The organism is Roseovarius sp. 10 (assembly GCF_033100315.1).
In the GTDB taxonomy this organism is placed as follows: domain Bacteria; phylum Pseudomonadota; class Alphaproteobacteria; order Rhodobacterales; family Rhodobacteraceae; genus M30B80.
In genome coordinates, this window is sequence record NZ_JAWLVH010000002.1 from 626,966 (window position 1) to 647,160 (window position 20,195).

The following is a 20,195-nucleotide window of genomic DNA, read 5'->3' on the forward strand; positions in this document are numbered from 1 at the left end:
AGCCTCTAACTTTTTTCAACATTTACCCAACAGTATCAGAAAACTCCGGAAATAGGCTCAACAAGCCAGTTTCTGACGCATCACACAAACCGCGCTCAGTTATGAGACCAGTAACAAGCCTACTAGGCGTCACATCAAAGGCTGGATTTCCAACAGGTGTTCCCTCAGGCGTTACGGCGACAGCACCCAACTTTCCAGCATCTGAAATGCCTTGAATATTAGAAATCTCAGCGTCACTACGCTCTTCTATCGGAATTTCCGACAGACCGTTGCGCACAGTCCAATCAACTGTAGAAGACGGGAGAGCAACGTAGAACGGAATGTCATTATCCTTCGCAGCGAGTGCTTTTAAATAAGTGCCAATTTTGTTGCATACATCACCACACCTAGTGGTTCTGTCGGTACCAGTAATCACCAAATCAACCATACCGTGCTGCATTAGATGCCCACCCGCATTGTCGACAATGTAAGTGTGTGGCACGCCGTGTTTGCCTAACTCCCACGCGGTAATTGCGCCCTGGTTTCGCGGTCTTGTTTCATCAACCCAAACATGCAGGTTAAGTCCCATATCATGCGCCTGATATATCGGACTTGTCGCCGTACCCCAATCGACGGTTGCAAGCCAGCCGGCATTGCAATGAGTTAAGATCCGTACTGGATCACCGTTGTTTTTCCTCTGAGCTATTTTTGAAATTATTTTTAGACCATGTTGCCCGATTTTTTTATTTATCTGGACATCCTCATCAGCAATTAAATGCGCTAGCTCGAGAGCACTGGCAGCCCTGTCGCTTTCAGGCAGCGGCAATAAAGCATCCCTACATCGGTTTAGAGCCCACTTAAGATTTATGGCCGTGGGTCGAGTTGCTTCCAGAAAATTCCAAGTTCTGTCTAGATTGGCATCAGACGGGTCGCTTTCCATTGCGCGCGCCACTCCGTATGCGGCGGTAGCCCCAATTAGCGGCGCCCCTCTGACTTTCATTTCTCTAATTGCGTCAGCAAAATCTTGTAGTGTTACAACTTGGATTGTTCTGAAATCATAAGGCAACCAAGTTTGATCAATTATTTCCAACACACTCCTGGTTTCGTTCCACCACAGCGAGCGGAAATGCTTTCCATCCACTATCATAAAAAATCTCTCCTATTGTGGGCTCGAGCGACCTCACACACTTCAGCAGCATTGTCGAAAGAACATGCTGAACGGATCAGATGAGCTCCCAATTCAATGTTTCTTGCTTCTAGGGATGCTCGCTCGACAGGGTTCGGAATCTCCTCAAAGTCTGCATTATGCGCAAGAGACAAACACCTGCGATGCATCTCAATACCGCAATATGTCCAAGCATCGCTCCAAATATCTTTTAGGACAATTTCACACGCGGCCATGGAGTCGTGACCTTGCTGTTCAAATAGAACCGGTGGATACAAAAGACCGCGCCGCTCATTCGCCCACAACAAACGAAATTCGGCATTAAAGACATTAAATATTTCTAAAATAATATTTAAAATCCACTCTTGGTACTCTTCAAGGCCAGATTGCCTGTGAGCTGGTTGGCTAAAATAAGCCATGAAAAAGTTTGCACATAGCATTCCAACATCAAAGCCCATCGGACCATATTGCACAAATTCTGGATCGATCACACGACTGTTTTGATCGGTGCACATAATTGACCCAGAATGCAAATCACCGTGTATCATCGTCTCAGAATTAGAAACAAAACGCTGCAAAGCTTTTTGGACTTTGATCTTCAACCCGACATCACGCCTCAAGACGCTGATTAACTGGTCGAGTTGCTCCGTGTGATGATTTTGTTCAGCCTCATAATAGGGATCCGTGAAAACCAGCGCTTCTGTGATCGCAGGTATCTCAACATTTCCAGAAAACAGAGCGACGTCTGACTTTTTATTCGCGCTCCGCATAGAGAGTTCCGACCCTCGGAAGGCAGTCCGAGCACAGAACTGCCCTAAAAACTCTGCAAGTCCTTTCACTTTTTCGCCAGCGATTAATTTTTGACGCAGGATAGTGTGCCCTTCGAGATACTCCATCACTATGATGGCTTGAGTGTCATCAAAGTAATAAATTTCAGGGGTTGATCTTGGGTGGCGCTGCGCCATCCGCTCCAGCGCATTATATTCGTAAAAAGCTCTGTAAAGTGGCAAGGGCCAACTCTCCCCAACCAACCTCACATAGGGAAGGGCCTGTTTAACGATCGCCTTTCCATTTTCACCTGATATTATGAATACTAAATTTAGGTTGCCATCACCTATTTCGGCTACTTCCCAAAGGTCAGAATTTTCTCCAACCTTTTCATTAAGCACTTGTATCCTTGACAATCGCGTCGCCAAAGTCTGAGGGGTAAGCGCTTCATACTCTGTGTTTTCAGCCATATTTCGCAATTATTGTTCAGGAGTTCATTTGAAGCATAACGAAACTATCACAGTTTGATCTAGGAAAAACTCGCGCCAAAAATTCAATTTCTTTCATTTCTTGCGCGAGCAACATCTAAAGTGTCATCCGGTTCTGGCCCTCTACCGTAGCTCATGCGTTTCATTTGCTCCAATACCCGATCCATTTCATTAGCAGAGAGCACTGGCGGTTCACCTAACGCACAGGCGTTAATGTAAATTTTTGCTAGGGACTCTACCTCGATGGCCATGGCAAGGGCGCCGTCAAAATTTTTCCCTAAGCTAATTTGACCATGCTGCGCGAGCAGACATGCCATTCTGCCTTCCAGGGCGTCTATCGCTGCATTGGAGAGCTCCTGGGTGCCAAAAGTCGCATAAGGGGCACATCGAAGGGTATTACCGCCCATTAACCCAACGATATAGTGAAAAGCCGGAATGTCTCGATGGTGACAAGCCACAGCAGTGGCGAAGGTGGAGTGACAGTGCAACACAACATCAACGTCTGCCCGTGTTTTTAGTATATCGCGATGGAAGCGCCACTCCGATGACGGCCGGGGGCCAAGATAGGTGCCGTCCCAATCCATCTGCACAATATCCTCAGGGGTTATTTGATCGTATGGGGTTGAAGAGGGTGTAATCAAAAATCCATCACCATAGCGTACGGAAAGATTCCCAGATGTGCCCTGATTTATACCGTGCGCATTCATCTTTAAGCAGGTCTCAATCATATGTCCGCGCAGTTTCTTCTCATCAGGTTTCATTCAACTCTCTCCCTTGTAAGCCTTTGCCAATCTTCAACATATTTTTTCAAACCTTGGACCTTATCCAGTTTGGATGGATGCTCAAGCGTTGGTGGTAAAACTGTAGATGGGTAACATAATGCGACCGCTCCCCTTGAGAGGCCATCAGCCACCTCATTTATAAAAGTTTTCGCATTAGGCGCCGTTATAGAACGTATTGAGTTTACCATTGACGCATAAAGTGGCTCCTGCAAGTAGCTCCCGTCTAATATCCATGTTCGATCAGGTCCCAAGGTGTTTGCGCACTCCACCGTAAGAAGAGCACTGTGAATGATCGCCAAGGCAAGACGCTGTTCTTGTGTGTCTGGTTTTGGACCGACTATCTTCCCCGAACGCGCAGAACCTGGAAACTGGCCATTATCATCGCTCAAACTCGGTAGCACCATGGTCCCCTGCAGTACCAATTCCTGGATCACACTGAGGTCGGCTCTTGCTCCGGCGGGTTGGACACCTGCGATAGTCTCGTATTCACGTCCAGCCATCGTTAGTGCGCCACAAACTGGGTTGCCAAACGGATCTGAATTGCACGTCATCCCCAGTGCCTCTGTCAGCTGCAGCGGGTCAAATCCCCTAGCGAGTGCCACGGTCCAAGTGCCGGTGGACACAACAGTGAACTCATCAACACCCAACGATCGATAACTGTAAAAATTAGCCGATGAATCATGGACCCCAGCGTGCACCTTAATATCAGGAGACAGTGAATATTTTTCGGCCAATTCTGGTCGTATTTTCCCAATGACCGTATCAGACGAGGTAATGGGTGGCAATATTCTCTGCCAGTTGCGATCCCGCACTAACTCCGTCCAACTAGACTGAGGCACATTCCACAAGTGAGACTGGGCACCTAAAATCGTAAATTCACTGACAGCAACACCACTCATGCGCCATGCCCAGTACTGTGGAAGGCATAGAAACCACCGAGCATGCTTAATGGCTTCAGGCAGCTCAGTTTCAATCCAAAAAAGCTGACGGGCTACGTGACTGGCACCCATCATTAAGGCCGAACCACGATCTAGGTAGCTGGCCTCAATATTTTCGTACGCCATAGCGACGTCTTCTGGAAGCTCTTGTTCATAGTCGATCATAGGGACTAAGGCTCCGTCGCCAACGACCTCATTACGATCCCCAACCAACACTCCGCCCGACCCATGGGCTGATACGATGATATCTCCAATGGAGTGGTTTTGATTTAATTCAGCTAATGTAGAGAACACCCATTCGTTTATCCCGATGAGATCTGTATGCCGCCAATTTTTAGATTCTATCGACACATTCCGTGTCGAGCGGCTATCTATGACGTCACCACTCTTGCTACATATGAATAATTTGACGTTTGATTTGCCGTGGTCCAGGACGGCAACGCGTTTAGCACCCATGGCCAAGTAATTCTCCGCAATACGCATGCACTGCTCTTCAACGAGACAATATTTTGCGAGTAGTATGCAACCAATATGGAAGCTTGAGAAACTAAATCTCAAATTTTTATAAATTATATATATAAAAATTTATATAAGGAGATTTGGCTGCATTTGATCTGCCATATTTGAAAATAATAAACAAAAGTAGAAATTTTTTAAAATTATATGAAAATTTTTTCCAAAATTTCTTGACCGACACGTAGACTCGTGCAAGCGTTTCAAAGAAATTTCTTTCATGCATGCGATGAAACCAACAACGCAAATGAGGGAAGTAAGCCCAAATCCACACCGCCCACTCATATTAGAGTGAGCTCAGACTAGGGAAAAATGTGATGCTTGATACTTCAACCACTCAAGAAGTCCAAAATTTTCTTGATGAATTTGGCGCATACTTAGCAGGCCATGAAATAGACAAGGCCACGAGCATGTTCGCTGATGACACCTATTGGCGAGATTTGGTGACCTTTACTTGGAACATTAAAACCATGGAGGGACGTGGGCAAATCGAAGAAATGCTCCACCACCAACTCAAAGCAACCAAGCCCTCAAATTGGAAAGTAGCTGAGGGAGAAGCGCCAACGGTGGAGGGAGATGTGACCACCGCGTGGATCACATTTGAAACTGAAGTCGCACGAGGTAATGGGCTGATCAGGATCAAAGCCGGCAAAATTTGGACACTCCTGACGGCCATGACTGAATTGAAAGGGCACGAAGAACCAAGCGGTGACAATCGGCGTATGGGCGCCAAGCACGGCGCAGGAAAAGACCGTGCGACATGGCTGGAAGAACGCAACAAAGAAATAGAGGATCTGGGCTGCAAAACTCAGCCGTATTGCGTTATCGTTGGCGGCGGACAGGGCGGGATCGCGCTAGGAGCACGCCTGAGACAGCTAGGCGTCCCGACTATTATATTAGAGAAAAACGAGCGCGCGGGGGACAGCTGGAGAAAGCGGTACAAGTCTCTCTGCCTGCACGATCCGGTCTGGTATGATCACCTCCCCTACATCAAGTTTCCCGACAACTGGCCCGTATTCTCTCCAAAAGATAAAATTGGGGACTGGCTGGAAATGTACACCAAGGTCATGGAGCTGAACTACTGGACGAAGGCCACGGCAAAATCTGCCAAGTATGATGAGAAACTCGGCGAATGGCACATTGTGGTGGATCGCGATGGTGAGGAGGTTGTCCTCAAGCCGAAGCAACTGGTAATGGCCACTGGAATGTCGGGCAAGGCGCGAATGCCCTCCTTCCCGGGAATGGATACCTTCAATGGCGACCAGCATCACTCATCGCAACACCCCGGCCCGGATGCTTACAAAGGCAAGAAGGCAGTCGTAGTGGGATCCAACAACTCTGCTCACGATATTTGTGCGGCCCTATGGGAGGCTGGTGTCGACGTGACAATGGTACAAAGATCGTCGACGCACATAGTGCGCTCAGACACGCTAATGGATGTGGGGCTAAGCAGTTTATACTCTGAGGAGGCCGTGGCAAACGGTGTCACCACCGAGAAAGCGGACATGATTTTTGCATCAATCCCGTACGCTATTATGCACGAGTTCCAGATACCGCTCTATGAAGAAATGAAAAAACGCGACGCTGACTTTTACAAGGGCCTCGAGAAAGCTGGGTTCTGGTTGGATTGGGGTGATGACAGCTCCGGGCTCTTTATGAAATACCTCCGCAGGGGGTCTGGCTACTACATAGACATTGGCGCGAGCCAGCTAATCATCGACGGCGAGATAAAGCTGAAGAGAGGCCAAGTGTCTGAAGTCACCTCAAGCGGCGTAAAGCTTGAAGATGGATCGGAACTTGAAGCCGACGTAATTGTTTACGCCACAGGCTACAACTCCATGAATAGTTGGGTCGCCGACCTGATGGGGCAGGACGTTGCAGATAAGCTCGGCAAGGTATGGGGCTTGGGCTCTGACACCACCAAAGATCCAGGACCCTGGGAAGGTGAAGAGAGAAACATGTGGAAGCCGACACAAGTTGGCAGCCTATGGATGCACGGAGGAAACCTGCACCAATCGCGCCACTACTCTCTGTACCTAAGCCTGCAGATCAAGGCCCGAATGGAGGGCCTCTCAACGCCAGTCTATGGCCTGCAAGATGTGCACCACACTGCTTGAGACAAAACAATCTTAAAATCTTCAGGGCATCGGGTAAGTAAATGAAAGCAGTTGGCTTTATTGAACCGGGAGCAGTCGACCGGCCCAATGCCTTGTTGGATTTTGAGTTAGAAACACCAATTGCATATGGCCATGATCTACTGGTCGAAGTAGAGGCCATCTCCGTCAATCCAGTGGACACCAAGATACGCAAGCGAGGCAACTCCGCTATTGGTGAGCCTCAAATACTTGGCTGGGACGCCGCGGGCACAGTTATCGGCGTCGGGACGCAGGTCACGAACTTTAAGATTGGGGATCGCGTATACTACGCCGGCACCCTGAACCGACCCGGTACAAACTGTGAATTTCATTTGGTAGATGAACGAATTGTCGGTCGGATGCCAACTTCTATTACTGCGGCAGCTGCAGCCGCGATGCCCTTAACAACACTAACCGCCTATGAAATGCTGTTCGAGAGATTGGATGTCAAAAAGCCAGTCCCAGGTGGCAGCGACACATTATTAGTCATTGGGGGCGCTGGCGGCGTTGGCTCAATAGCCATCCAATTGGCTCGCTGCCTTTCTGATGTGACAATCATTGCCACTGCCTCGCGCCCTGAAACAAAGGCCTGGGCCAAGGAACTTGGAGCGGATTACGTAATTGATCACTCTAAAGAGCTGGCTCCGCAAATGCTCGAACTAGGCTTCAGCAATGTTGACTTCGTCTATTCGACTACTCACTCACAAATGTATGCTGAGGAGGTGGTATCAATGATGACGCCCCAAGGCCGATATGGTTTGATAGATGGACCAGACGTTTTTGACGTAGTTCCCTTTAAGTCCAAGGCTATTTCTATTCACTGGGAGTTTATGTTCACACGTCCAATGTTTAAGACTGCTGACATGCAACGTCAGGGCGAAATTCTCAATGAAGTTGCGTCCCTAATCGACTCGGGAACCATTAAATCAACGATAACAAACAACCTAGGGCGCATAAATGCAGTGAACCTTTTGGAGGCTCACCGGTTATTAGAGAGCGGCTCAACGAGGGGAAAGATCGTGTTGGCCAAGTTTTGACTGATATTTCTGGTATTTGTTGGGGGCTGCCAGATCATTAAGCAGCACATGAGACAATCTTCAAAAAGTCTTCCGCGCGCAGTGAAGCTCCACCCACCAAGACGCCAGATACATTGGACTGGGCCAGGATTTCAGACGCATTATCCGCGTTGACTGATCCACCATAAGCCAAGGGAACAAAGCAAGCTTCATCCCCGAAGCGTTCTATCAGCTTACGTCTCATGAACGTGTGCACATCACTAATTTCTGAAATGGTCGGTGTTAAGCCAGTACCAATGGCCCAAACCGGCTCATAGGCGACGACAAGCTTCGACAACTGGGCATTTTTCGGAATTGAGGCGTGGAGCTGATTTTCTATGACACTAAGAGTGTTCTCAGCACTTCTATCTGCCTTTGTCTCCCCGACGCAGACGATGCAAGTGAGCCCTGCTGCCAAAGCAGCAACACATTTGGCATTGACTATGGGGTCAGACTCGCAGTGGTCAGATCTGCGCTCAGAGTGGCCCAAAATAACATACTCTCCCCCTGCATCGGCAATCATTTCCGGTGATATGTCGCCAGTGTGAGGTCCCATTGAATTCCAATGGCAGTCCTGCCCCCCAACCTGGATTGACGAACCCTTAACAGCTGCAGCCATTTGAGCAATCAATGTAGCTGGTGGACATAACACCATATCGCAGGACTGACCGTTTAAGCCATCCAATAACTTGTCCACCTCGGCAAGATTACGGCTTTTGCCGTTCATCTTCCAATTACCAATTATTAAAGTTGAGCGCATTTGAACCAACTCGAAATGAATTATGTTTGGGGGTTTCACACTGCCCGGTAAGCTTCCAGAGCCTTGCCTGAATACATTAGAGCCGGGCCACCTCCCATTTCCACTGCCACTGTGAGAACTTCCGCAAGCTGATCCTCGGTGGCGCCACTACGCTTTGCCGCGTCCACATGGTACAAAATACAGTCGTAACACCCCTTCACGACGGCAATTGCCGTTGCGATCAGTTCTTTCTGCGCGACAGAGAAAGTCCCATCAGCGGTCGCCGCCTTGGCGAGGCGACCAAATCCCTGCATCATATCTGGCGCAACCTTACCTAGAGCCCCCAGACGTTCCTTTGCGGCACTGAGTTCTGATTTATAATTTGCGGTCATAGGCTTATTCCCCTTCAAGATTGGAGTTCACTTGGATTAATTGCTGCTGATCTTATCTAAGATCTCGTGTAGTTCCCGAATGTCGCTGAGTACAAAATTGGGCGCCAATTCTGACAAACGCCCCTTGTTATAGCCCCAGTCCACTAGAACCATTGGAAATCCAGCAGCCTTTGCCGCGACACAGTCCACTTCAGAGTCTCCAACCATAATCGTGGGTAAACTTGCCCACTTGTCGGAGACACATTTTTGAAGATGTTCGGGATTTGGCTTTGACACGCCGAAGGTGTCAGGGCCAACAACGTCCTCAAAGAAATCAAGTAGCTGAAACTCTCTCAAAACCTTTCGAGCACTTCCCTCAATTTTGTTGGTACACACAACTAGACGCCAACCCTCCTGCTTCAAGATTGCCAGCGTAGAGGCGGTGTTGGGATACACCGTGCTGTGTTTTGACAAGTTTCGAGAATACAGGCACCTGAAGCGAACAATTGCTGTTTCGATGAGTGGCTCTTGGGGGGAATTATTATCACCTGACAGGGCAGCGCGCACCAACTCGCCGACGCCGTGACCAATCATGTTGCGTACTTCACTCTCGCTGATCCTGCTCCGTCCGTATTCTTCGAGGACTACATTTAGTGAATTCGCCAAGTCAGGGGCGCTGTCCACCAACGTGCCGTCCAAATCAAAGATCACTGTGCCCTTTTCATTCATTTGATGATCTACCGCTGAGAAGCCCTCTGACACGCTCACAGACAGCCTGTGCTGTGATACCAAAGTGCTTATATAAATCATTAGCCGGCGCAGATGCGCCGTATCCCTTCATGCCTACAAATGCCCCATGGCTTCCGAGAAACTCACGCCAACCAAATTCGAGCGCCGCTTCGATACCAATTTTCAATACGCCATCATCCCCAAGAACATCGCTCTGGAGCTTGGTCTCGACAGCCCGGAATAGCTCAAAAGATGGCAAAGATATAACGGCTGTAGGTATGCCTTCAGCCTCGAGGATTTCGCGGGCCTCGCAGGCAATGGAGACTTCAGAGCCAGTGGCAATTAGGGACACCAATCTCTTTCCGCACGCAGCCTCGGAAAGGACGTAGCCCCCGGTTGAAGACTTATTTTGGTCATCAGCCTCAAGCCTTAGGACGGGAAGATCTTGCCGTGACAATACCAGCGCGGTCGGCCCCTTGGTACGCTTCAACGCTATATCCCAGGCCTCAGCCGTTTCAACCGCGTCAGCTGGCCGGAGTACTACCAGGCCAGGCGTCGCGCGCAAGATGGCGAGGGTTTCAACTGGCTGGTGAGTTGGGCCATCCTCACCAAGGCCAATCGAGTCATGTGTCAACACGTGAACCATCGGCAGCTTCATCAAGCATGCGAGGCGCAGTGCTGGATGAAAATAATTAGCAAAAACGAGAAATGTACCTGCATACGGGAAATACCCTCCGTGGAGAGACAGGCCATTCATCACCGCAGCCATTGCATGCTCCCTAACGCCGTAGTGAATATAGCGCCCGGTGAAGTCATCGGCTGCTATCGCGGCAGTGCTGGAGGTGAGGGTATTTACGGAGCCCGTTAGGTCGGCAGATCCGCCAATGAGATTGGGAATGTAATTAGTTAGGACCTCTAACGCGTTTCCGCTGGCTTTCCGAGTTGAAGTGGCAGACGCATTTTGGGACAGCTGACACTTGTGCTGCAAAAGAGCGTCATCCCATCCAACTGGGAAACGGCGCGCCTGATGGTCATTGAATAGTACCCTCTGTTGGGATGGCGCTGAATTCAAACGCAATTCCCAATCCATCCGATCGGCTCCGCCCCTAGCACCAATTAGGCGCCAGGCTTCCCGGATATCGTTGGGAATTTCAAATGGCGAGTGGGGCCAATTACACGCTAAGCGGGCTCCTGATATTTCATCGTTCCCTAACGGGGAGCCATGGCTTTTTGCGCTCCCCGACTTTGAAGGGGCTCCAAATCCAATGCGGGTCTTACAAACGACCATTGCAGGCCGGGTAGACGCTTTCGCCAAAAGTATACTCTCTTCGACTGCCTCTGGATTGTGCCCATCAACCTCAAACGTATCCCATCCGGCGGCCTCAAATCTTTTCTGCTGGTCCTCTGACGTCGCTAGTGAAGTGGATCCATCAATCGTAATTTGGTTGTCGTCATATAAAACAACGAGGCGGCTCAGACCCAAGTGACCTGCCAGTGTTATTGCTTCCTGAGAAATGCCTTCCATCAGGCAGCCATCCCCAGCAATCACGTAGGTATAGTGGCTTACCAAATCCTCACCAAACCTGGCTCGATCCATTTCCTCCGCAAGCGCCATGCCAACTGCCGTCGCTATACCCTGGCCAAGCGGTCCCGTCGTGGTCTCTATACCTGGGCCGTGACCATATTCGGGGTGGCCAGCTGCGATGGAGCCTAGTTGGCGAAAAGATTTAATTGCGTTCAAGTCCCACCATGGAAAATCACAAAGGTGCAGGAGCGAATACAACAACATCGAGCCGTGGCCAGCTGACAGTACGAAGCGGTCTCGATCTGGCCACTGCGGACATTTTGCATCAAATTTTAAGACTTTTGAGAACAGTACAGTAGCGACGTCTGCCATCCCCATCGGCATACCCGGGTGACCGGAGCCGGCACGCTCAACGGCATCTGCAGACAAAAACCTAACTGCGTTAGCCATGTCACTATGGCTAACCTCACTGAGGTCACGCATTTCATTCCCCTTTTGGATACTTGGACAGGGCTCACGCCATCGCCGTAGAGATACTTAACTGGCTGACTTCACTGTTCTAGCTACGATAGTGTTGACCAAAGACGGGCACTCAATTTGCGGGAGATGTCCTATGCCCGAAAGCTTATATAAGGCCGCGTGGGACGGCGTCTTGGCGATGACATCACTGGACTGGACGATTGCGTCATCAGTCCCGATCACGACAGATGCCGCGCCGTTAAAGCGCCGCAAGCCGTTCACAATTGAAAAAAGCTGAGTGCCATTCTCAAACAGGCCTCGCGCAAGTTCCTGTTGGCTGCCTACCAAGTCCGCTTCACTACGCGCCTTCAGGGTAGCGCGCACTAAAACGGGCGCCATATCGTCTGGATCGCGAACAAGGCTTTGCATCCACGTTTTAAGTGCAGCCTCTGATTTGGCACTCAAAAATCCATCGATAAATTGGGGGTTTATCCCTGCACCCATACCCGCTGGAGACAGAAGACTCATGGAGCGAATGTCAATATTTCCACGCTCAGACAGTGCCACGGCCACTGCCGCACCGAGCGAATGGCCAACCAAGTGCAAACTACCACCCAACGGTGAAATTGTTTGCGCCACGTAATCCACCAACTCGTCAAAGCTCTTGGGTTTTAGATCCCAACAAGATCCATGTCCCGGTAAATCCAAAGCGTACATCGGATTTTCCAGGCCCAATTGGCCAACCGTTGGACGCCAAGATGAGAGATCGGATCCGAAGCCATGAATGAATATAATCGGATCGCCGTGACCAGACTGAAGATTTTTCAAGCCAGGCATGGACTGTGCCCCTAGGGTTTGCGCCGCGACGGTTGATAGCTGGGCCTCAACGTCCCGCAAGACAACCGCACCCAACGGGCCAGACCCACGAAACTGGTTAAGCATTTGCCCGGCTTCAAATACGCGCTTTCTAGCTGCGGGTGACGCTCTGAGAGGGCCGTCGAGGGCTACGGCGCTTTTCTTAGAGTTGGCATTCAACTCAGATACGCTTGATTGCGCATCAACCACAGAAGACGTTGCGGGCTCGCTCGCGCTTGCTGAAGCTGTCGGCGCAACGGTTTCACCTTTTACCCCAAGATGCATTAGCGGCTCGAGTACAGTGGCCACATCCCCAACGCTATATGGCAGGTTTATGACAAATCCCTCGGCAAACGCTTCGACTTCAAAGCTTGCCTTCTCAGATTCTACCACAGCAACCAAATCACCTTTGGCAACCTTGTCACCAACCTTGACGTGCAATTCCACGACAGTTGCCTCTGTCAAGTCCTGCCCCACCTGGGGGACCAAAATCGCTTCAGCCATATCTAAATTCCTCAAGCCGCGCGCGACGACGTCTCTTCGAGAGCATTCGCAACAAAATCTACAGTTTTTCTGGTTGCAGCCGCGAACTCAGTCGCAGTGGCAGCAAACGCACCAAATTGAGAAAATTCCTTCGGTAGCATTCCACCAAAATCGTATGCCTGACGGAAATACGGCAGCTTGCGTAACTTCTGAATTAACCTGTCGGGAGCGTCTTCGTTGATAGCCTCGCTGTCAAAGGGCTGCATACGATCCTCGGCATTCATAAGCTGCGATATGTAGGATGGGGGGCAGGTATAAACAAAGTCACCGCCTGCCAATTTCTCAACATGCCAGCTGGACGCCGTGCCTCCAGGTCCGTCGTCGAATACGCGCATTGAACACTGCAACATTTTCGATGGATGGCCAGTTTCTTTACCGTAGCGATATGCACGCTTCAGTACCGCAAGCTCTCCAAGTTGGATCTCCTCCGGCGTCAACTCGATGCCACGAATTGCAGCCTGAGCACTAAGGTCGCCCAAATTTCCAAGTCGCGAAGACATGTGCGTGATAACGGAGCGCCATTTACTTAAATCAATACCGGCAGCATTTGCTCTGGATAGCCCACGTGACACAGCGTCCATGCACTCCACATACTGAGCGACCGTGAAAGACGTCGTATTATTTGTTGAGATTCCGAGAGCCGTAAGCTCTTCAATTACTCGGTAACCCTCAGCAGACCCAGGAATTTTAACCATCATATTGGGGCTCTGGCGGGACAACTCTAGACCTTGTTCGAGCATGCGATCGTAGTCTGTCACAAACCTTGGGTCGACCTGACCCGAAACAAATCCTAGTCGACCAGCACTCGCCTCATACACCGGCAAGATCATTTCAGCACCCTTACGCGCAACGTCCAGGTAAGTAAGCCAATAGACTTCCTCAACCCCAGCCCCGGGATTAGCTTTGGCTATGGCGCGGATGTGTTTGGTCCAAAAATCTGGCTCAGCCTGGAGCGCTTGAAGCGACAGCGGTGGGTTTGTCGTCACGCCGCCAAACACCATTTGACCAGTTGTGTTGATGGTGTCTACATTGAGTAGACGCTGGAGTTGCTCTTCCCATTCAGAACGCTTTCCTTCAGGAGCTTGCGAGAGAGTTTCGTGCTTCCACTTTTCGTAGACCAAAGGAGATGAGTCCCACCAAATCTCACAGTCTTGATTAGTTGCCGCCAACTTTTCGAGAATATGCAGCGTCATTTTTCCGTCTCCTATTCTGCAGCGGCGGAATAATTGTCCTGGTGAATGCAACGCTTTACTGCGGCAACGATATCAGGCTTTTGCGGCACACTTGCCGCCTCGAGCGTGAGGTTAAAGGGCACTGGAATGTCCAAGCCAGCAACGATTTCAACCGGAGCGTCTAAATCCCAAAACGCCTCTTCCTGAATGATTGAGGCAATGTCCGACGCGATACCCCCGCGGCGATTGGCTTCTTGAACAATAACCGCGCGCTTCGTCTTAGAAACGGATTGCAATATCATTTCGCGATCGAGTGGCACCAACGTGCGCGGATCAATTACTTCGACTGATATGCCCTGCTCCGCCAATTCAGCAGCGGCTTCTAGAGATCGCGGGATCATATTAGACCACGCAATGAGAGTGACGTCAGTCCCGCTGCGTTTTATGTCGCCTTTTCCAAACTCGATGATGTGCTCACCGTCGGGGACCATCCCCTTAGTCATGTAAAGGTGCTTATGCTCTAGGAACATAACTGGATCGTCCTGACGCATGGCATACTTTAGCAGACCCTTCGCATCCGCTGGAGTAGATGGCATGACAACTTTCAAACCGGGGATGTGATAGAAGAGAGCTTCAAGCGATTGAGAGTGCTGGGCTGCAACACCACCACCTGTACCGCCCTGTGTTCTCATGACGAAGGGCACGCGGCCATCGCCGCCAGTCATTAATCGAAACTTCGCGGCTTGGTTGACGATCATGTCCATGCCCAGCATCGCAAAATCAACGTATAAGATTTCCACAATTGGGCGGGCGCCAGCAATTGCGGCCCCTACACCAACGCCGATCATTCCCGCTTCTGCGATTGGTGTGTCACGCACGCGCAGGGAACCATACTTATCGAGTAGACCCTCAGTTACCTTGTAGGAACCACCCCGCTCCGCGATACCCTCGCCAATAATGAACACCAGATCGTTGCGGGCCATCTCTTCATCAATCGCTTCGCGCAGCGCTTCGCGATACATCAACTCTCTTTGAGGCACTTTACTTCTCCCACCTAACCTAAGCTCAATAGTCGGCCGCGAATGCGCGGAATTCTTCGATAGAAACTTCGCCACTATTTTTTGAAAACTCGACGGCAGCCTCAAATTCGGCCGCAATTTCTGCCTCAATGGCGTCAATTTCACCGTCTGAAATGTCGGACATATCTTTAAGTGCCTTACGGGCACGATCGACTGGGTCGCGCTGCTTGTAGTAGGTTAAGCGATCCTCAGGCATGTACTTTCCGGGGTCATTGACGTGATGGCCCATGTGCCGGAACGTCTTTGCCTCGATGAGCACCGGCCCCTTACCTTTCCGGCAAGTCTCAACGGCTTGACGCATAATCTCATAGACGGCCAGCGGATCGTTTCCATCCACCTGGTGACTCTCAACTCCGATGCCTAAGCCGCGCTTGTACAAGTCTGGCTCGCGCGTGGATTCCTCAATCGGTGTGGACACCGCGTATTGGTTGTTTTCTACTACCAACACATAATTCAGGTTCCAGATGGCTGCCAAGTTGAGGCTTTCGAGAAACGTCCCGTTATTGGTTGCGCCATCGGTGCTGAATGTCACTGTGACGGCGTCCGAGCCCCTTATCTGGTTTGCGAGCGCTGCACCAACGCCAAGCGGAGTACCCGCCCCAACAATTCCATTGGCGCCCAAATTACCAACCGAAATGTCAGCGATGTGCATTGATCCACCGTAGCCCTTGCAATAGCCAGTATCTTTCTGGAGTAGCTCGGCGACCATTTTTTTAACGTCTGCACCCCAAGCGATGCAGTGGCCATGACCTCGGTGAGTTGACGCGATGTAGTCGCCCTCGGAGAGAGCCGCGCAGACGCCCGTGGCAATCCCCTCTTGTCCAAGGTACGGATGGAAGTATCCACGGATCAAACCCTGACGATAAAGTTTTATGCCTTCAGTTTCAAAAACCCGTATCTTGTGCGCTGTGCGGAAAATTTTTTCCAAAAATTCTCTTGAGTAAGCGTTTGACGCTGACGATTTCTTTGCCATACCCTTAGATCCACTTCAAAACTGAGGAATTCCGTGCTTTTGCTTGAGTGAATCGGTAGCATCTTCAAAAACAATTGTCGAGAAAATTTTCTACATATTGCAATAATTTTCAGAAAATTTTTTGTATGAAATTTTCACACTTGCCAAAAAACAGTAGATTTAATTAATAATATCAATTGCTTGTATTTATTTTGTTTGTGATAAATATTTTCAAGAAATGCGGGGAATGTCTTTCCTGAGCTTGCAAATTAGCATAAGATAAGTGTGTAAGCTGCGATCATGCGAAAACTAGGAGAAAAAGTTGGACAAGAATAGCGATCTACTTGACCGTATCCAGGCTCAGTACGCCGATCTCCGTAAGTCTGAGAAGGTTGTCGCAGATTACCTAAGGCGTCACTCTACCGATAAGCTGCAGCAATCGATAACAGAATTTGCAAAGACACTGGGCGTGAGCGACGCGACGGTGAGCCGGTTTAGCCGTGCCTTGGGGTACTCAGGCTACCCAGATTTAAAGCTAGCTCTCGCGGAAGCTTCTGGGGGCGTGGACCGGAATAGTGTTGTTAACATCCCCAGTGAGCTCGACAGAAATGATCCCCTTATAACCTTGAGTGCAAAATTATCAGTTTTGCTTTCAAACAGTATCTTGGGTACGCAAAAACTACTCGACGAACAGCTTCTCGAGCAATGCGTTGGAGAGCTTAGGACTTGTGACCAAGTTGTTTTGATAGGGGTCGGCGGAGCAGCCGCAATCTGCATGGAGGCGGCGCACTTATTCACAAAAGCTGGGGTGGATGCCAAGTCATATGATGACGGCTACAATCAAATCGTTGCGGCAGCTAATATCAGAAAAAACAACTTGATGATCGGTATTTCACACACCGGCACAACAGCTGACGTTGGAAACGCTCTGACGCTTGCTCGCAAAAATGGTGCGTCGACAATCGCGATCACTAGCGAACCGCACTCCTTGGTAGGCAAGTCAGCCGCGCGGACCCTTCTAACTTGGAACTCCAACACCCCAAGCGTTCCACTTTATGGCGACTTCCTAGAGGGCCGCATGAGCCAGCTGTTTCTTATCAATATGTTGTACGTTGGGCTGATTTTCGGGAGTGATGATAGTCACACGCAGCAATTAAAAGCCACGGCAGAAGCCTTGGAAGCATATTATCGGTACGACCGGGGCTGAAGATTGTTAGCTTGATTTTGAACAGTGGCGTACAAACGCTCTAATCAAATCGGCATGAGCTGTTAAATTTGCGCGCTCGGCCAGGAGGATGGGAGGAAAAGTGGCCGAGCGCGACAGAGAACCGCTGTAATTTCCTATCGCGATTGCTCTAAAACAAATACGTGAGGATTTTCTGAGTGTGGAAGACCCGAAATGTCTAAATCCATCTCCGAACCCTCAATCCACTTTACACGTTCAGGAGAGATACGGTCCGTGAATGTAGTGACCGGCTCAATTTCTAGAACACCCTTTTCACTGAAGTAGTGCATAGGAATGACAGCCTTAGGCTTTATTCGCGAAATAAAGTCATCTAAATCATCCAAGGAAATTGTCGCGTGCTCACCCGTGAGTGCTAACAAGAGATCAACCTTCCCGGCTAGATTTTCAATGTGCTCAGGCGCTACTGCATTACCTATGTCGCCCATGTGAAGAACACGGACACCGCCAATCTCAAAATGATAGAGCGCGTTGGCATCTGGATCTCTTTGGAAGTATTTTTGGAAATCATAGGTCATGCTCTCCATCGCGGGATAGGACGTTATGAATAGTCCCCCGACTTCCAATCCACTGTCTGGAACTTCAAGTGCATTCACTACGGCAGGATTCCCGCCGACGTGGCTAGCGTCACAATGGAAATCATCAGTTGCGGAGCTCATTATGACGATATCAGCAGGCTCAGATATTGGGTCAAATCCCGCGAGTGAGGGGGTATATGGATCAGTGACCACTGACAAACCCTCGTGCTCTAAGCGAAAGCTCGCGTGAGCATAAAATTTTAGTTTCATCGAAGCTCTCCTCAAACTTCTTCACCAGTAAATAGCGTCCAACTGTCACAAAGTTCTTCTTGGCGAGCAGCAAAAGCGGTTAGGTGGTCGCTTTCCATGTGATGATTCCAATCAGGCCGTGTCTCCCAGTCCTCAACAAACATAAACAGCCCTTGCTCATCGTGTGAGCGATGCATCTCATATTTGTTGCAACCTTTTTCCAACCTCGTTGGCGCAACCAATGAGGCAAGCACATCCTCGAGCTCAGCCTCTTTCCCAGCCTTGGCCTTCAATGTCGCAATAACGGTCAAAGTCATGCCGTCTCCTTTCGATATTTAACTAATTGTTCGCAAAGTTGGAGGTCGACGCCCTGGTCTAGATTTGAAACCACGTGATCAGCGGCATTGAAATTCTCGGAAGCTGTGTAAGCTGAGATTGTTACTATACAGTTCATTCCAGCCGCCTTCGCGGCGCTGAGACCAATATGGCTATCCTCAACTACGACACATTTCGTGGGATCCACTGACAACGTTGTTGCCGCCAAGTGATATATCGCTGGGTCTGGCTTCTTGTGCTTAACCACATCACCAGCAAAGATTTGTATTCTGGATGATCTTGTGTCACCTAAAAGTTTCCAAACCAGTGTAGCGACGGCTCGTTCGTTAGAGGTTGAGCACACGGCAACCTTCAACCTCGCTTCAAACGCGGCGTCTATCATTCGAGCCACGCCATCGCGCAATGTTAACGCCCCACTTTCAATTATTTTAAGGAAAAACCCTGTCTTCACTTTATGAAGGTCTATAACCAGCTGATCGCGCTGGTCCTCACGCGCAACAGGCCAGCCCACTTCATCGAAATGGCGGCGCAGTCTTTCTTTGCCACCACCCGTAGTTAGTAAGTCGCCATAACGCTCAATATCCCAATGCGCATCGATATTAAGTTCCTTAAAGGCCATGTTGAAAGCGACCCGGTGGCCATCGCGCTCAGTATCGACTAAGACGCCATCGCAGTCGAAAATAAGTGCTTGAATTGGACTTTCACTCATTGATGTGCTCCTGAAGCTGTGCCGTTGGAGCCAAATAGTTTGATCGATCCTTTCACATCGTCCTTCATAGTCTGATACTGAGCCTCCACATAAGGTATCGGCTCACCCAGAGATGGAGACGTCGCCTTCACCCCACAAAATCCATCGATAAACAACTGTTTATGGCCAGTGGAGATGTTAACTTTTGCTGCACCCAGGCTGATGCACTTATGGAACTGATCCGGGGTTAGCCCGGTCCCACCATGAAGGGCTATCGGCACTTTTATTGCCTCAGAGATGCTCTGGAGTAAGCCAAAATCAATTTTGGCCTCTCCTCTATAGAAACCATGCGCCGTGCCTATTGCTGGCGCAAAAACATCAAGATTTGGAAGCTCTCGACAAAACTCAACGCACTCCGCGAGGTCCGCCAACATTGCAGCCTCATCGCTAACAACTTTATCGTCCTCTACGCCACCGATCGCCCCAATTTCAGCCTCCATACCCACGCCAGCTGCCTGCGTGAGTTCGTATACTTGCTTGGATTTTTGGAGGTTCTGCTCAAAAGGCAGTGACGATCCGTCAAACATCACGGCTGTCCAACCGGCGTCGATACACATCTTTATGATATCGACATCAGTACAGTGATCAAGGTGCAGCGCAACTGGGGTGTCGACATTGCCAGCCATCGTTGCGACCCACGCTCCGACTTCCTTGGCCCCCCAATACTTAACTGTTTTAACGGATACCTGGACGATCACGGGCGCGTTAAGTTCCGCTGCACCATCCACTATGGATCGGGCGCTGTTGTAATCTATCATGTTATATGCGGCGACCCCAAAGCCTTTGGATCTCGCGCGCCTCAACATAGGCCCCATCGATACTAACGGCATTTTAACACTCCTGAATGCTGTGCG

19 protein-coding genes are annotated in these 20,195 nt (G+C 49.9%); 3 read left to right on the plus strand and 16 right to left on the minus strand.

What is annotated here, in order from left to right; genetic code table 11:
- Positions 1–22: 22 nt before the first annotated feature.
- From mtnA to RYZ18_RS10280, 4 genes are all read right to left on the minus strand, one after another.
- Positions 23–1,126 (minus strand): S-methyl-5-thioribose-1-phosphate isomerase, encoded by a 1,104-nt coding sequence (gene mtnA, locus RYZ18_RS10265; RefSeq protein ID WP_317656651.1) that lies wholly within the window; start codon positions 1,124–1,126, stop codon positions 23–25.
- On the minus strand, positions 1,123–2,382 hold the full coding sequence (gene mtnK, locus RYZ18_RS10270) for an S-methyl-5-thioribose kinase (RefSeq protein ID WP_317656652.1): 1,260 nt from the start codon (positions 2,380–2,382) through the stop codon (positions 1,123–1,125). Before mtnK ends, mtnA begins: the two co-directional genes overlap by 4 nt.
- Positions 2,383–2,465: 83 nt before the next feature.
- Positions 2,466–3,161, minus strand: a complete 696-nt coding sequence (locus tag RYZ18_RS10275) for a class II aldolase/adducin family protein (RefSeq protein WP_317656653.1) — start codon at positions 3,159–3,161, stop codon at positions 2,466–2,468.
- The gene (locus tag RYZ18_RS10280; RefSeq protein WP_317656654.1) at positions 3,158–4,603 is read right to left on the minus strand and encodes an FGGY family carbohydrate kinase; all 1,446 of its coding nucleotides are present in this window, start codon (positions 4,601–4,603) and stop codon (positions 3,158–3,160) included. The genes RYZ18_RS10275 and RYZ18_RS10280 overlap by 4 nt, the downstream gene beginning before the upstream one ends.
- Positions 4,604–4,950: 347 nt before the next feature.
- Between RYZ18_RS10280 and RYZ18_RS10285 the strand changes: the two genes are divergently transcribed.
- Together RYZ18_RS10285 and RYZ18_RS10290 are read left to right on the plus strand one after the other, a co-directional pair.
- Positions 4,951–6,750, plus strand: coding sequence for an NAD(P)/FAD-dependent oxidoreductase (locus RYZ18_RS10285; RefSeq protein WP_317656655.1), 1,800 nt, complete (start codon positions 4,951–4,953; stop codon positions 6,748–6,750).
- A 41-nt stretch (positions 6,751–6,791) separates the two neighbouring features.
- Positions 6,792–7,805 carry a zinc-binding alcohol dehydrogenase family protein gene (locus RYZ18_RS10290; RefSeq protein WP_317656656.1) on the plus strand — a complete coding sequence of 338 codons (1,014 nt, stop codon included), beginning with the start codon at positions 6,792–6,794 and terminating at the stop codon, positions 7,803–7,805.
- Positions 7,806–7,842: 37 nt separating this feature from the next.
- Here the strand turns inward: RYZ18_RS10290 and tpiA are convergent, their stop codons facing one another.
- From tpiA to RYZ18_RS10330, 8 genes are read right to left on the minus strand one after another with little or no spacing between them, the layout of a single operon-like run.
- Positions 7,843–8,583: a triose-phosphate isomerase gene (gene tpiA, locus RYZ18_RS10295; RefSeq protein WP_317656710.1), complete on the minus strand. Its 741-nt coding sequence runs from the start codon at positions 8,581–8,583 to the stop codon at positions 7,843–7,845.
- A gap of 35 nt (positions 8,584–8,618) precedes the next feature.
- Entirely contained in the window at positions 8,619–8,954 is a 336-nt protein-coding gene (locus tag RYZ18_RS10300; RefSeq protein WP_317656657.1) for a carboxymuconolactone decarboxylase family protein, read from the minus strand.
- Between the two features lie 36 nt (positions 8,955–8,990).
- Positions 8,991–9,662 (minus strand): HAD-IA family hydrolase, encoded by a 672-nt coding sequence (locus tag RYZ18_RS10305; protein WP_317656658.1) that lies wholly within the window; start codon positions 9,660–9,662, stop codon positions 8,991–8,993.
- A complete protein-coding gene (gene tkt / locus RYZ18_RS10310) occupies positions 9,655–11,688 on the minus strand; it encodes a transketolase (protein ID WP_317656711.1) in 2,034 nt (677 codons plus the stop codon). The genes RYZ18_RS10305 and tkt overlap by 8 nt, the downstream gene beginning before the upstream one ends.
- Positions 11,689–11,724: 36 nt before the next feature.
- Positions 11,725–13,005, minus strand: a complete 1,281-nt coding sequence (locus RYZ18_RS10315; protein WP_317656659.1) for an alpha/beta fold hydrolase — start codon at positions 13,003–13,005, stop codon at positions 11,725–11,727.
- An 11-nt stretch (positions 13,006–13,016) separates the two neighbouring features.
- Positions 13,017–14,237, minus strand: coding sequence for a transaldolase family protein (locus RYZ18_RS10320; RefSeq protein WP_317656660.1), 1,221 nt, complete (start codon positions 14,235–14,237; stop codon positions 13,017–13,019).
- Between the two features lie 11 nt (positions 14,238–14,248).
- Positions 14,249–15,238 carry an alpha-ketoacid dehydrogenase subunit beta gene (locus RYZ18_RS10325; protein ID WP_317656661.1) on the minus strand — a complete coding sequence of 330 codons (990 nt, stop codon included), beginning with the start codon at positions 15,236–15,238 and terminating at the stop codon, positions 14,249–14,251.
- A gap of 43 nt (positions 15,239–15,281) precedes the next feature.
- Complete coding sequence (locus RYZ18_RS10330; RefSeq protein ID WP_317656662.1) at positions 15,282–16,268, minus strand: thiamine pyrophosphate-dependent dehydrogenase E1 component subunit alpha; 987 nt, start codon at positions 16,266–16,268, stop codon at positions 15,282–15,284.
- Positions 16,269–16,569: 301 nt separating this feature from the next.
- Between RYZ18_RS10330 and RYZ18_RS10335 the strand changes: the two genes are divergently transcribed.
- Positions 16,570–17,454: a MurR/RpiR family transcriptional regulator gene (locus RYZ18_RS10335; protein WP_317656663.1), complete on the plus strand. Its 885-nt coding sequence runs from the start codon at positions 16,570–16,572 to the stop codon at positions 17,452–17,454.
- A 134-nt stretch (positions 17,455–17,588) separates the two neighbouring features.
- On the opposite strand, the gene RYZ18_RS10340 is transcribed toward RYZ18_RS10335, so the two are convergent.
- The 4 genes from RYZ18_RS10340 to RYZ18_RS10355 are packed head-to-tail and all read right to left on the minus strand — an operon-like array spanning position 17,589 to position 20,171.
- On the minus strand, positions 17,589–18,278 hold the full coding sequence (locus RYZ18_RS10340) for an MBL fold metallo-hydrolase (RefSeq protein ID WP_317656664.1): 690 nt from the start codon (positions 18,276–18,278) through the stop codon (positions 17,589–17,591).
- A gap of 11 nt (positions 18,279–18,289) precedes the next feature.
- The gene (locus tag RYZ18_RS10345; protein WP_317656665.1) at positions 18,290–18,574 is read right to left on the minus strand and encodes a putative quinol monooxygenase; all 285 of its coding nucleotides are present in this window, start codon (positions 18,572–18,574) and stop codon (positions 18,290–18,292) included.
- A complete protein-coding gene (locus RYZ18_RS10350; RefSeq protein ID WP_317656666.1) occupies positions 18,571–19,302 on the minus strand; it encodes an HAD-IA family hydrolase in 732 nt (243 codons plus the stop codon). Before RYZ18_RS10350 ends, RYZ18_RS10345 begins: the two co-directional genes overlap by 4 nt.
- A complete protein-coding gene (locus tag RYZ18_RS10355) occupies positions 19,299–20,171 on the minus strand; it encodes a class II fructose-bisphosphate aldolase (RefSeq protein WP_317656667.1) in 873 nt (290 codons plus the stop codon). The genes RYZ18_RS10350 and RYZ18_RS10355 overlap by 4 nt, the downstream gene beginning before the upstream one ends.
- Positions 20,172–20,195: the final 24 nt, after the last annotated feature.